General features: G+C 60.3%; 8 protein-coding genes. 1 reads left to right on the top strand and 7 read right to left on the bottom strand.

Translation table 11 applies throughout. The annotated features are described in order from the left end of the window. Positions 1-73 precede the first annotated feature (73 nt). Together BGO89_09020 and BGO89_09015 are read right to left on the bottom strand one after the other, a co-directional pair. Positions 74-1,444 carry a hypothetical protein gene (locus tag BGO89_09020; protein ID OJX56673.1) on the bottom strand — a complete coding sequence of 457 codons (1,371 nt, stop codon included), beginning with the start codon at positions 1,442-1,444 and terminating at the stop codon, positions 74-76. Between the two features lie 245 nt (positions 1,445-1,689). After that, positions 1,690-2,925 carry a hypothetical protein gene (locus BGO89_09015; protein ID OJX56672.1) on the bottom strand — a complete coding sequence of 412 codons (1,236 nt, stop codon included), beginning with the start codon at positions 2,923-2,925 and terminating at the stop codon, positions 1,690-1,692. A 61-nt stretch (positions 2,926-2,986) separates the two neighbouring features. Between BGO89_09015 and BGO89_09010 the strand changes: the two genes are divergently transcribed. Continuing rightward, complete coding sequence (locus BGO89_09010) at positions 2,987-4,279, top strand: dicarboxylate/amino acid:cation symporter (GenBank protein OJX56671.1); 1,293 nt, start codon at positions 2,987-2,989, stop codon at positions 4,277-4,279. Here the strand turns inward: BGO89_09010 and BGO89_09005 are convergent. The 5 genes from BGO89_09005 to BGO89_08985 all read right to left on the bottom strand — a co-directional run bounded on the left by BGO89_09005 (position 4,269) and on the right by BGO89_08985 (position 14,019). Continuing rightward, entirely contained in the window at positions 4,269-6,392 is a 2,124-nt protein-coding gene (locus tag BGO89_09005) for a hypothetical protein (protein ID OJX56670.1), read from the bottom strand. The genes BGO89_09010 and BGO89_09005 overlap by 11 nt on opposite strands. Beyond that, the gene (locus tag BGO89_09000) at positions 6,389-6,613 is read right to left on the bottom strand and encodes a hypothetical protein (GenBank protein OJX56669.1); all 225 of its coding nucleotides are present in this window, start codon (positions 6,611-6,613) and stop codon (positions 6,389-6,391) included. The genes BGO89_09005 and BGO89_09000 overlap by 4 nt, the downstream gene beginning before the upstream one ends. Positions 6,614-6,655: 42 nt before the next feature. Next, positions 6,656-8,782 (bottom strand): hypothetical protein, encoded by a 2,127-nt coding sequence (locus BGO89_08995; protein ID OJX56668.1) that lies wholly within the window; start codon positions 8,780-8,782, stop codon positions 6,656-6,658. A 146-nt stretch (positions 8,783-8,928) separates the two neighbouring features. Beyond that, positions 8,929-9,654, bottom strand: a complete 726-nt coding sequence (locus BGO89_08990; protein OJX57330.1) for a hypothetical protein — start codon at positions 9,652-9,654, stop codon at positions 8,929-8,931. A gap of 90 nt (positions 9,655-9,744) precedes the next feature. Then, positions 9,745-14,019 (bottom strand): DNA-directed RNA polymerase subunit beta', encoded by a 4,275-nt coding sequence (locus BGO89_08985; GenBank protein ID OJX56667.1) that lies wholly within the window; start codon positions 14,017-14,019, stop codon positions 9,745-9,747. Positions 14,020-14,025: the final 6 nt, after the last annotated feature.

The raw sequence follows: 14,025 nt of genomic DNA, 5'->3' as shown, positions 1-14,025 counted from the left end.
CCGATCGGTGAGCTACCGCCATGCGGCAGACACTTCCCGAAAAAGACATCAAATGTAGTGAATTTTTCCGGATTTATCGCACGACGAAGGCCGACGTGCGGTCGCCGATCCGGACCGAATAGGCTCCTCGCATCCAGCCGGACGTCTGGAGTACGACGGACGCCGTATCGAGGCCGACCTTGCGCCGTACCACGATACGGCCCGCGGAATCGGCAACGATGAGGTCCGCACCGGCACTGCCTTCCATTCCGAAGGTCAACGTCACGTGACCTTCCGCGGGATTGGGTCGGGCGTCGATGCCGGGCTTGTCGGCCTGACCCGCCTTGACGGAGACGGCTCCGAAGAGGTCGATGTCCGGCCAGCCGTTCGTGGCCTCGATGGCAGCCAGGGCCGCATCCATCCGTACGCGCGTATCCTGGGCGAACTCGCCGATCGTCGTGATGGGAGAGCTGTTGAAGATCCATGTGAATGTCACACCAGTACGGCCGTCCCGCCAGATGAGGCTGGATGCGCCCGCGAGAATGCCCGCATGCGTCCATACCTGACCGTTCGCTTCGCAGCGGAAGGCCAGCCCCTGATACCGCTGCGGATCGTTCTCACCGGAAATCGCAGGAACGACAACCATGGTATCGATCTGATCCGCGGGCAGGATGTGCGGGCGCGACGTCGTAGGATCGAGCGACGTGAGATAGCGCACCAGATCGGTGGCCGTGGTGACCCATCCACCGTGGGCATCGGTCGTCGGCAGATGATAGTCCGCCCCATAAGCCATGCTCACCCGCGCATCCTCATCGCCCATCACGCTCCACCCGTCAGGCAGGTCGTTGCCGACGTAGTAGACGACTTCCCCTTCCATGCGTTCGATGCGCCTGGTCTTTCCGATATACGCCGCGGTGATCCCTGCCGGTGCGAAGATGCTGTCGCGAACGTAGCGTTCGTACGGCATACCGGTCACGGCCTCGATGATGCGACCCAGGAGGTTGAATCCGAAGTTGGAATAGGAGATGGCCGTTCCGGGCTGATAGTCGAGTGGCTTGTCCAGCATATACCGAATGATGGAAGCAGGATCTGCAGGTACGGGAACGGCGCAGGCCCGGGCCGCAGTACGCAGGTATTCATACTGCGGATCGCCGTTCGAGTTGGCGAAACCGGCGCTATGCATCATGAGATGACGGACGGTGATCTTGTCCCAGTCCGCATGTCTCGTCGCCCCCGGCACCGGCGCGATGCCTGCGAGGATATCCACGACCTTGTCGTCCAGATGCAGCCTGCCACCGGCAACGAGCTTCTGGATGGCCGTTCCCGTGACCGGCTTCGAACTCGATGCGATCCGGAACAGGTTGCGACGGGTCGCAGGAATCTTCGCCATGGTGTCGGCATAGCCGAAGGCACGGGAATAGACGAGACGTCCGTTCTTCGTGACGGCGAGCTGGCCACCCGGCATGTTCCAGCGCTCCATGGTACGCAGCATGAACGTATCGAGGGCACGCAACGACGGGACCTCGTCGCCATCGGCGGGTACGACCTGTGCACTCATTCCGGCGCAGGCGATCACGAACGCACAGCAATACGACAACAATGATTTCATGACGATGGATCAGTGAATGGATGATGTTCGTTCGAAGGCACGCGATGACTCGCGGAAGAGGACCACAGTCCCCGCGATGGGCAGGCGGCGGCCGGCGCCGCTCAGATTTCGTTCTGGGACAGATCCATGGCACGGAGCGCAGGCGACGTGAGGGTGACGACTGCGACGACGATCAGCGTGATGGTACCGCCGATGAGAACACTCGGAACGGTACCGAACAGCTTGGCACTGATACCGCTTTCGACTGCACCGAGCTCGTTGCTGGACGACACGAACATCGTATTCGCAGCGGCGACCCGCCCCTTCATGTCTTCCGGCGTATAGAGTTGCAGGATCGTCTGCCGCGTCACGACGCTCACGCTGTCGAAGATACCGGCAAGGACGAGCAACCCTACGGACAATGCGAAGGATGTACTCATGGCGAAGCTCAGCATGCACCCGCCATAGGCGGCAACGCTCAGCAACATGTTGCGTCCGGCATTCCGTGCCGGCGGCCGATAACTCAGCCACGCCATCATGACCACCGAGCCGATGGACATCGATGCGCGCAGGAGGCCGAGCCCGGATTCACCGACGTGGAGGACGGTATCGGCGAAGACAGGCAGCAGTGCCGTCACGCCACCGAACAGCACGGCGAAGAGATCCAGGGACAGTGCACCGAGGATGATCTTGTTCGCGAAGATGAAATCGAGTCCCTTCGTCAGATCATCCTTCATCGAACTGCCGCGCCCCTTGAGCAAGGCGGGTTTCGGCGTGAGTCGTAACACGCCGAGCGAACCGATGATCATGAAGAGGACATAGGTAATGGACGCCACCGTGACACCGAAGTGACCGTAGACGAGGCCTGCGGCCAACGGACCGGAGATCACGGCACCTTGCCAGACCGTACTGCTCAGCGCCGTTCCTTGCGGAATGAGATCACGCGGAACGATGGCCGACAGCATGGAGAACATCGACGGCGAATACATGCTGCGGGCGAAGCCATTCACCATGATCATGGCGAGCAGTCCGCCGATCACCGTCGGCTTGCCCAGCGCAGGAAGCATGGAAGGCTGCAGGAGGACGGCCGAGATCATGGCCGACACCACGATGAGCGTCAGGGCGATGCGCACGGCACGACGTTTCTCCATGCGTTCGATCACGTATCCCATCGGCAGTGCCGCACCGATGGCGGGAATGGCCTCGGCCAGCCCCACCATTCCCAGCATGAACGGATCCTTCGTGATCGCATAGACATACCAGGCGATGACGACTCCCTGCATGTGCCAACCCGTCGCCAGAAAGAACCGCAGTTGCAGGAAGGCCCGATACTCGGGCAGTTGAAGTGGTGACGTCATCGATCATCCAGGTACGTGTGGTCAGCGGACGAAAATACTATCTTCGTCATCCAACAGGACCATGCCCATGATGACACACGATACTTCGCCCAAGCCCTGGTGGCACCTTTCACTCACGAAACAGATCCTGATCGGCCTCGTCGTCGGCGGACTCATCGGCCACTTCGCCCCTGAATTCGGCACCAGCCTGTCCTGGTTGCGTGACATCTTCCTGCATATGATCAAGTCCATCATCGCACCGCTGGTCTTCGCCACGGTCGTGGCAGGAATCGCAGGCGGAGGAGATGTAAAGAAGATCGGCAGGCTCGGCGTGAAGTCGTTGCTCTACTTCGAGATCATCACCACCGTCGCTCTTTTCCTGGGTCTGCTCGTCGTCAACGTCATCCAGCCCGGCGCGGGCGTCGTTCTCCAGGGGGATGCCGGAATATTGGGAACGGTCGGACAGACGCATCCGAAGACGCTGATCGAAACGCTGGTCCACATCTTCCCATCGAGCATCATCGAAGCCATGGTCAAGGGTGACGTCCTGCAGATCGTCGTCTTCTCCGTGCTCTTCGGTCTTGGTGTTTCGGCCAGTGGCGACAGGGGCAGACCCATCGTGCAGTGGTGTGAAAGTCTGGCCTCGGTGATGTTCAAGTTCACCGGCTACGTCATGATGTATGCGCCCATCGGCGTGGGTGCGGCGATGGCGGCGACCATCGGCCATCAGGGTGTGGAAGTCCTGAAGAATCTGGGCATGCTCATCGCTTCGCTCTATATCGCCCTGCTCGTCTTCGTCGTCATCGTTCTCGGCTTCGTCATGCGCATCGCCCGCATTCCGGTGAAGCAGTTCATCCGCGCCGTACGCGAACCGTTCACCATTGCCTTCGTCACGACGTCGAGCGAATCCGCCCTGCCGAAGGCAATGGAAAACATGGAGCAGTTCGGTGTTCCGAAGCGCATCGTCGGCTTCGTGATGCCGACGGGATACAGTTTCAATCTCGATGGCACGACGCTCTATCTCGCCATGGCCAGCGTCTTCATCGCCCAGGCCGTAGCGGGCACCGTACCTGGCTTCACCTTCGGTATCGATCAGCAGATCGCGATGATGATCACCCTGATGATCACGTCGAAGGGCGTAGCCGCTGTGCCGCGCGCTTCGCTCGTCATCCTTCTCGCCTGCGTCAATTCCTTCCTTCCCGCGCCCTACGGAGCCATCGGCGTAGCCATGATCTTCGGTGTCGACGAGATCATGGACATGGCCCGGTCGAGCGTCAACCTGCTCGGCAACTGCCTGGCCGCGGCCGTCATGGCACGATGGGAAGGTGTCTTCGACGAAGAGAAGGCCCGCGCCTTCGGCGAAATCACCGCTTGACGAACATCGCTGTCGAAACGCCGCGTTCGCTGACGACACGCAGGGCATAGACGCCCGCCGTCAGGGATGAAACGGACAACGACTGACGTCCTTGCGTCATCCGTTGCGTGAGAACGATGCCCCCGTTCACGTCGATGACCTGGACCATACCGCCCATCGACAGCGAGAAAGCCAGTTCCGACTGTACGGGATTCGGATGGACGTCATGGATACCGTTGCCTGCAACGACATCGACATCACCATCGACACCCGTCGACGTCGAATCCGGGAAGCGCACATGATAGCGCTCCCATGTGTCGGAACAGAAGTGGCCGATGACTTCGAAGGTATCGCCGAGGGGACGGATGATGACGGCATCGCCTTCCATGACTTCCGCCGACGTGAAATCGATCAGCGTGAGGATGACGGCATCGTGCGTGGCGATCGCACGCGACGTACCCGCAGGCAGCACCAGTCTGGACAGATCGGCACGGCGACCGGCATCGTTGCTGGCGCCTCCGCCACTACCCCAGTATGCCACCTTCTCGTAGGTACCGTAGATGAGGAAGGCCGTCTCCCAGCACCTGCATACCGGACTGGCCAGGACTTCCGTCACGTCGATACCGAGTGCACGGCTGTGTTTGCCGATGGTGATCCCTTGCTGACGTCCTTCATAACTGAGGTTACGACCGGGGAAGCATTCCGGTGCCGGGCCCGGATCCTTCTGATCCCAGTCCGTCGTCATGTGACGATACATGTAGACGAGACCGTCTTCGCGCATTTCACGTACGATCTCACGATAGCGTTCGTGCCCAGGACGCTGCCACTCGTAGGCGCCGAGATCGATCTTGCGCTCGACCAGACGAGGATTGCCGATGCAGTCGGTACGCCAGTGGTTCACGAATCCGTCGATGACTCCTGCATCATGCGCAGTCGACATCGCATCGACGCGAAGTCCATCGTCGTCCGTTCCCAGGAAGCCGTCGGGACCGGCAGGATGTTCGATATCGATGAACATCGGATCGTTCTGCCAGAAGCCGAAGTCGAAGTCGTTACGTACCAGACAGGCCCTGGCAGCGATCATCGTATCGAGACCCGTCGTATCCAGTTGTGCGATCTGACGCTGATTCTCTTCCTCGGTTCCCCAGAAGATGCTGTTGAGGACACCTGCTCCATGCATGGCCACGGCCGCACCGACTCCCGAGCTGTCACCGTACAGGTTGCGCACGAACGTCGTGTTCACGACGTAGGGAATCGTCCTCTCGTCGGCATGGATGGCACCACCGGCGCCACCGATCCCTTCGACGCGATTGCCGTAGAAGACCGAGCTGGCGACGCGGGGAGTACCTGCATCGACGAAGCTGATGGCACCTCCACGCGATCCCGCCCTGTTGCCGATGAAGTGCGACTGCGATACGGCCGGACGCGTAAGACTGTCCTTCCTGCCTTCGTAGCAGATGGCGCCACCTTCACGCAGGGCCATGTTCTCGATGAAGGTGCAGTATTCGAACTTCGCCTGTCCCGTTCCCGTCACGTATGCGGCGCCACCCTTGCTCGCCCCGTTCCGCAGGAATTCGCAGTTGCGGAAGATCGGGGAGTCGGCACCGACGAGGATACCGGCACCCTCGCCAAGAGGATTGAAGCCGGCCGTGATCACCAGACCGTCGATGATCGTCATCGAGTCGAGATCACCGCTCGTCATGGTCACGACGTTCATGCTGTTGTCGAAGCGCGTAACGTCGCTCACGTCGATCACCTCGGCATCGTTCCCCAGAAGATCGCCGCTGAGGATCGTCCGGTTACGATACCAGTCGCGCGTTTCGCGCAGTGTCTCCGTGCCCTTGAATCCACCGTAGACCTGTCTGCGGTTCAGGATGCGGAACGTAGCGTTCTTGTCCCCGGCGGTGCGATCCGTTCCCTGATCGGGCTTGTACGTTCCCTTCGCAACCCACAGTTCGTCGCCCTGGCGGCTTGCCGTGAGCGCGTCGTTGAGATGACGGTAGGCGGTATTCCAGCTACGGCCGTCCCCACCGGGCTCGGCCTGGATGTTGACGTAGAGCGTGTCGGCCTTCGCCGAAAGGCAAAGTCCGATGACGGCGACGACCAGTACGACGACACGACGGAACAACGTCATGAGTTTTCTCCGATCCAGATTGTAAAGATGATAGCGGCACCTTCCGTGCCGACAAGGATGGCCAGGACGCTCCCGATCGTGCCTGTCATGAGCCACGCAAGGAACTGCAAACGACCGGTTTCGTTACCGATCAAAAATATCCAGATTTCGGTACGGTAATACGGCTCCCTTGATGAAGCACGGAGGGACCCGACGTCCCAGGGACTGCGTATCCGATCCATTCAGCCATGTCACATGGCACGGCTCGAACGGCCCGCCTTCACTCACCGATACCTCACGATCTTCCGCACCACACGCCGCGCACCATTGTCGACGACGCATATGTACGGACCTGCACCCAGACCATCCATCATCGCCACAACGTGATCCGTCGTGATCGCGGAAAGGTGCTCGCGCAGAATGACGTTTCCACGCACGTCGACGATGGTTACGGTACCAGGACCCGACAGATCGTCGTTCGTTGCGATACCGCCTTCGTGACGCCACTCATCCACCGACGTCAGCGGTCCCGCCACGGCGTAGACACCATCGACGGTACCTACCGTGTAGCCGGATGCCGAAATGACGGCGATACCCTTGTCGACGTCCGGAATGTCCAGCGCATATCCGTACCACGTTTCGGCATCGGCGGAAACGCAGATACCGATCGACATCGCATTCCGGCACGGCACACACCATCCCGTACCGTCGGCGGCCGGCACACCGGCGAAGCCGATGTCCGTGGGATTGCCTCCCCAGCTCTCACCACCGTTCCTGCTCGACAGCAGCATGTCGCCGAGATAGACGACGAGCGTGGACTTCGTTCCGATCATCCAGTGGAAGGCCAGGCCGTCACCATCCCGCACCAGCATGTAACGCTGCGATTCCGCCATCGTTCGCAGATCGACGACGGCAAGCACGTAGGACTGCAGCCCCTCTTCGTGATCGATGACACGCATGACGACGTAGGCAGTGTCGTTGCGCACGACCATATCGACCGGCTGACCCTCCCCGATATCGACCAGCGCCCACTCGTCCGATACGGCAGGTCGCTGTCCGTAGAGACGGCCATCGGCCGCCGCGAGGCGGACGCCATCACTCGTGGCGACGGACGTAACGGTACGGCCGACGAGGCCCCTCGATTCGAGGGATGCCCCTTCGATGTTCACTTCCCGCAATCCGTTGACAGGATCGCCGATGAACGCCCCATCAGATGTGCTGAAGATCTTCGACACGTAGGCGTCGGTATGGATGACGACTCGACTGCCCGCCACGTCGTCCGGCTTCCATATCTCCAGTGCATACCTGCCGTCGATGATGCTATTGGCGAGCAGTACGTGTCCACCGGCCGTACCCATGACGAAGCCTGCCGAACTCTGCATGCCCGACGGTCCGATCACGGCGGCATTGGAATCGCGGCGATAGGTCCAGAGACCGACGGATCGCTGCGAGAACAGCATGATACTGTCGTTGGCATAGAGCGCTTCATCGCCCTGTTCCGTGAATCGTGCTGGCCGCTTGACCATTCTCGTCCATGTCGCACCGTCCGTGCTGACGAGGAATCGTCCTGCCGCTTCGATCAGAATGGTCGTATCGACGAGGGAAAGTTCGTACGGAATCTCCGATGCCCCTTCGGGCAGGATGATCCGCGAACGGGACGGCAGACCATCGACGGCAAGTGTGTCACCCGAACCGTGGAAGTAGACCGGACCACCGATATCGCCCGTCGGGACGAGGACGCGTCGTGCCTCGGGATACAGCCGCTCGACGTATGGTTCCACGTCTGTCAATCCGAATGCGGCAAGAGTATCGTCGGAAACATAGCCGCTGACCACGATTCCCGCGGCCTTGCGATGGACCTTCACACCGCTCCGACCCGAGAGCGGCAACGTTATCGTACGCCGATCTCCGCCATGCAGCGGATAGGTCATCAGGATGGCCTGGAAAGCAGGATCGATCGTCGAAACGGTGACGACCGCGATCTCGTCGTTCGTCATGACGGCCGATACGGGAGCTTCTCCCGATGCGATGGTCATGACATGATTCCAGGAGACGCCATCCGTCGTCAGTGCGATGGAGGCGGTCCTCCGCGAACCATCCGTTCGCACGATATGGGCAAGGATGGCATCGCCGTTCGCGTCGTAAAGCCGGACTTCGACGACGTCGTTCGCCTGCGTCATGCGCTCCATGATTCCAGCGTCGTTCTGACGATAGAGCTGATTCACCGACGTGGCATAAGTGCGCCCATCCCAAACCAGTGCCGACGTCACCACCGACGCACCGTCGCCGACCGGTAGACGCTGCTGCGCGAACAGTGCGGAATCGGACACGACGATGCACACGGCCAGCGACAGCCATAGATGGAGCATCGCCTGCAGATGCGACGTCCGCCCTTCCGATCGTTCCATCATCGTTCACTCCATGCTACGTTCATGATCCGTATCGAGCGTACGGCCGTGTGAATGTGACACGAAGCCGGCACCTGTCGGTGCGCTCTTGTCCGACGCCCTAAACTACATCCCAACGCCATGCGCGCGTTCCGGCATGCGGACGATGTTCAGTCGACGGTACATTCCATCATGAAGCCACCCGGACGCAAGGGATGCTCACCGTACGATCTATCGATACGCGTGGCGAATCCTTCCTTCGTCAACGACGCGATGATCGAAGCCGGATCGTACAATCTCTGCACGTGCGTTTCCCGTGTGCGACGGTACGAGGCGCCGTCCTTCCGGAACAACGTGATATCCCGCATCAGCAGGTTTCCCCTCCGCGTGGCTTCGACGACGATGGACGAGTTCTCCGTTTCCACGAAACGGACGTTGCGATCCGAGCCTGCGTGAGGGGTTTCGTCGAGCATATCGAAGACGAACAGACCGCCCGGCCCCAGGGCATGGCGCAGCCGCCGGAACAAGGACTGCAAGGTGGGTCCGTGATCCCCTTCCTCGATGACGTAGGCGAGGCATTCATTGAAGGATACGACGGCGGCGGCCTGCGGCAGTTCCGCTCCGTGCATGTCGCCGACGATGAAGGTCGCACCGGGATTGCGACTTTTCGCGATATCGATCATAGCAGCGGAAACATCGATGCCGACGACGTCGAATCCCGCCTCGGTGAAGATCAGCGATGAAGCGCCGCTGCCGCAACCCAGGTCGACGATCGTCCCGTTACGGACTCCACGAGCTGCGAGAGCTTCAACGACGTATCGCGCTCCGTGTCGGGCAGTGGATTCGTATCCATCGGCATGCACCATCGCGAGATCGGGACCATAGAAACCGTTCATGTCATGACGCTCCATTCATCGAAAAAAGAAAGAGCCCCATACGCGGAACGCAGGGGCTCTCATAACATTCAGGCAGGACGCCCGGCCATATCAGACCGTGGTCTTGCGGCGAGGAGCGCGTTTGGGTGCGACTTCCTCTTCCTTGACTTCGGGGATGATGGCGGCCGCACCGAAGATGTTGCCGACTTCGCTGGTGACGATAAGGTCCTGATAGGTACGCAGACCCGTACCTGCAGGGATGAGCTGGCCGAGAATGATGTTCTCCTTCAGGCCCTGAAGGCGGTCGGCCTTCGCTGCCGCCGAAGCGTCTGCGAGTACGCGCGTCGTTTCCTGGAACGAGGCTGCGGACAGCCACGATTCCGTCGTCAACGATGCCTGCGTGATACCGAGGAGCAGGGGTTCGCCGATCGCCGGCTCCGCCTTGCGGCTCTTGATGCCTTCCTTCTCCTTCTTCTTCAGCTCGTCGTTCAGTTCCTTGAGCTTCCGCTTCTCGACGATCTGGCCGACCTTGAGCTTGGAGTCGCCCTTATCGGTCACGACGACGCAGCTCTTGAGGTGCTCGTTCTCGTCGTTGAACCGGATACGGTCGATCTGGTCTCCTTCGAGGAACTGCGAGTCCCCTGCATCCGTGATGCGGACCTTCTGGAGCATCTGGCGGACGATGATCTCGATGTGCTTGTCGTTGATCTTCACACCCTGCATGCGATACACTTCCTGGATTTCGTTCACCAGGTAGGCCTGCACTTCGTTGATACCCTTGATGTGCAGGATGTCGTGCGGGTTGATGGCGCCTTCCGAGATACGATCGCCGGCGCGGACGAGGTCACCTTCCTGTACGAGGACGTGGCGACCGATCGGCACACTGTAGTCGCGCTTGAGCTCACCGTCGAGCGACGTCACCGTGATCACGCGCGAACCGCGCTTCGGCTTGTCGATCGAGATGATGCCATCGATTTCCGTGACCGTCGCGGGAGCCTGCGGCGAACGTGCTTCGAAGAGCTCCGTTACGCGGGGCAGACCGCCCGTGATGTCGCGCAAACGTCCGAGGTCGCGCGGCATCTTGACGAGCTTGGAACCGACCGACACCACTTCGTCGTCATCCACGACGATCTGTGCGCGCGTCGGGATGATGTAGGACTGGATGATGTTACCTTCTTCGTCGACGATTTCGATTGCAGGGCTCTTCGTACGATCGCGCGAGTCGATGACGATCTTCGTCGTGTGACCCGTCTGTTCGTCGTTGGCTTCCTTGTAGGTGAGGTTGAGCACGAGGTCGCGATAGCGGACGCGGCCCGACTTCTCCGTGATGATGACGGAGTTGTAGGGGTCCCAGTCGTACAGCATGTCACCCTTCTTGACGGCCTGGCCTTCGCGGACCTTGAGTTCGGCACCGTAGATGGCGTCGTACTTCGTGAGAACGCGATTGGAATCCGGCTCGATGATGCTGATGACACCGGAACGGCTGACCACGACGCTGACTTCTTCGGTTTCGCCTTCGTACGTCACGAACTTGACGTTCTCGAACTGGATGACACCGTCGAACTTGGCCGTCGCGACGCTCTGCGAGAGCGAGAGCGAGGCCGTACCACCGGTGTGGAACGTACGGAGCGTAAGCTGTGTACCCGGCTCACCGATGGACTGCGAAGCGATGGTACCGACAGCCTCGCCCGTATCGGTCATCTGACCGGTAGCGAGGTTGCGGCCATAGCACTTGGCACAGACACCACGACGCGATTCGCACGTGAGTACGGAGCGGATCATGACGGCTTCGACGTGCGACTTCTCGATGTTGTCGGCGATCTCTTCCGTCACCAGATCTCCCTTGCGGGCGAGGACGGTGCTGTCCACGGGATCGATGACGTCCGTGAGTCCCACGCGGCCGAGAATGCGCTCGCCCAGCGGCTCCTTCACTTCTTCGCCATCCTTCAGTGCACGCATTTCGACGCCACGGATCGTACCGCAGTCATCGTCACCGATCACGACATCCTGCGCGACGTCATGCAGACGACGCGTCAGATAGCCGGCATCGGCCGTCTTGAGAGCCGTATCGGCAAGACCCTTACGGGCACCGTGCGTGGAGATGAAGTATTCGAGAACGGTCAGACCTTCCTTGAAGTTCGAGATGATCGGGTTCTCGATCAACTCGGCGCTGGAAGCGGCAGCCGTCTTCTGCGGCTTGGCCATGAGACCACGCATGCCCGCAAGCTGACGGATCTGTTCCTTCGAACCCCGTGCCTGCGAGTCCATCATCATCCAGAACGTGTTGAAGCCGTCCTTGTGCATCTGCAGCTCGGTGTAGAGCTTGTCGGCGACACGGTTGGTGGCAGTGGACCACGTATCGATGATCTTGTTGTAGCGCTCACCTTCGGTGATGACACCGGAGTGATAGTAGTCTTCGATCTTGTCGACTTCCTTCTGGGCCTTGTCGATGATCGTGACCTTTTCGGCCGGTACCACGACGTCGGCGATGGATACGGACAGACCACCACGCGTAGCGGTGAGGAAGCCCGCTTCCTTCAGCTTGTCGAGGAATTCCACCGTCTTGGCCAGACCTGCCTTGCGGAAGCAGAGGGCGATGACCTGACGCAGACGCTTCTTGCCGAGCATTTCGTTGAGATAGCCCAGTTCGAACGGTACGATCTGATTGAACAGGATGCGTCCCGTCGTCGTTTCCACGAGCTGTCCGCCGATACGCACCTTGATGGAGGCGTGCATGCTGATACGGCCCGTGTTATGGGCGATGATGACTTCTTCGGACGAGGAGAAGATCTTGCCTTCACCCTTGGCGCCACGACGCTTCTTCGTGAGGTAGTAGACGCCGAGAACCATGTCCTGCGACGGAACGGCGATCGGTTCACCGTTCTGCGTGTGCATGATGTTGTGGCTGGACAGGATGAGGAGCAGGGCTTCGAGCTGCGCTTCGTGGCTCAGCGGCACGTGTACGGCCATCTGGTCACCGTCGAAGTCGGCGTTGAAGGCGGTCGTCACGAGCGGGTGAAGCTGGATGGCCTTACCTTCGATCAGACGGGGCTGGAAGGCCTGGATGCCGAGACGGTGCAGCGTGGGAGCACGGTTCAGGAGAACCGGGTGTCCGTCGATCACCTTGTCCAGGATATCCCATACTTCCGTCGTCTTCTTTTCCACCTGCTTCTTGGCACTCTTGACGGTCTTGCAGTGGCCACGCTCGATCAGCTTCCTGATGATGAGCGGCTTGAAGAGCTCAACGGCCATGTCCTTGGGCAGACCGCACTCGTGGATCTTGAGTTCGGGACCCACGACGATGACGGAACGACCCGAATAGTCGACGCGCTTACCGAGCAGGTTCTGACGGAAACGACCCGTCTTGCCCTTGAGCGTGTCGGCCAGCGACTTGAGTGCGCGTTGCGATTCGCTGCGGACGGCGCGGCGGGAGTTGTCGAACAGGGCGTCGACAGCCTCCTGCAACATCCGCTTCTCGTTACGAAGGATCACTTCGGGCGCCTTGATGTCGATCAGGCGCTTGAGACGGTTGTTACGGATGATGACGCGGCGATAGAGATCGTTGAGGTCGGACGTCGCGAAACGGCCACCTTCGAGCGGCACCAGCGGGCGCAGGTCCGGAGGGATGACCGGGATGATGTCGAGCACCATCCACTCGGGGCGGTTCGGCTCCTTGCCTTCGCCGGAACGGAATGCGTCGAGGATGCGCAGGCGCTTGAGAAGGTCGGCCTTCTTCTGCTGCGACATGTCCTCCTTGACCGCTTCACGCAGCCTGTAGTAATCTTCGTCGGGATCGACGCGGCGCAGCAGCTCCTTGATGGCTTCGCCACCGATGAGAGCGATGAACTTGCGCGGATCGTCGTCGTCCATGTTTCGCTCTTCCGGACGCAGGTTGGCCAGTACTTCGAGGTACTGGTCTTCCGTGAGCAGGTCCTTCGGTTGCAGACCCGTGGAACCGGGCTGGATCACGACGTACGATTCGTAATAGACGATCCGTTCGACGTCCTTGGTAGGCATGCCGATAACACCGGAGATCTTGCTCGGCAGCGAGCGAAGGAACCAGATGTGGACGACGGGCACGGCCAGCATGATGTGACCCATGCGTTCGCGGCGCACGCTCTTCTGCGTGACTTCCACACCGCAACGGTCACAGACGATTCCCTTGTACCGGATGCGCTTGTACTTGCCGCAAGCGCATTCCCAGTCGCGAATGGGGCCGAAGATCTTTTCGCAGAAGAGACCATCCTTCTCCGGTCGGAAAGACCGGTAGTTGATCGTTTCCGGCTTCGTCACTTCACCGTGCGAACGGTTCAGGATGTCGTCCGGCGACGAGATGCGGATGGTGATCTGCGAGAACCCGCGCTTCGGGATGAATTGGTATTGCATCGTAAC

The organism is Candidatus Kapaibacterium thiocyanatum (genome assembly GCA_001899175.1).
Lineage (GTDB): Bacteria > Bacteroidota > Ignavibacteria > Kapaibacteriales > Kapaibacteriaceae > Kapaibacterium > Kapaibacterium thiocyanatum.
The sequence above is the reverse complement of the archived record's forward strand: the minus strand, read 5'-3'. Positions and strand labels throughout refer to the sequence as shown.

Coding starts and splice junctions, on each gene's coding strand:
- BGO89_09020 (OJX56673.1), bottom strand. CDS start 1,444: ATGCCGGGTGGCCAGCTCGCCGTCACGAAGAACGGACGTCTCGTCTAT.
- BGO89_09015 (OJX56672.1), bottom strand. CDS start 2,925: ATGACGTCACCACTTCAACTGCCCGAGTATCGGGCCTTCCTGCAACTG.
- BGO89_09010 (OJX56671.1), top strand. CDS start 2,987: ATGCCCATGATGACACACGATACTTCGCCCAAGCCCTGGTGGCACCTT.
- BGO89_09005 (OJX56670.1), bottom strand. CDS start 6,392: ATGACGTTGTTCCGTCGTGTCGTCGTACTGGTCGTCGCCGTCATCGGA.
- BGO89_09000 (OJX56669.1), bottom strand. CDS start 6,613: ATGGATCGGATACGCAGTCCCTGGGACGTCGGGTCCCTCCGTGCTTCA.
- BGO89_08995 (OJX56668.1), bottom strand. CDS start 8,782: ATGATGGAACGATCGGAAGGGCGGACGTCGCATCTGCAGGCGATGCTC.
- BGO89_08990 (OJX57330.1), bottom strand. CDS start 9,654: ATGAACGGTTTCTATGGTCCCGATCTCGCGATGGTGCATGCCGATGGA.
- BGO89_08985 (OJX56667.1), bottom strand. CDS start 14,019: ATGCAATACCAATTCATCCCGAAGCGCGGGTTCTCGCAGATCACCATC.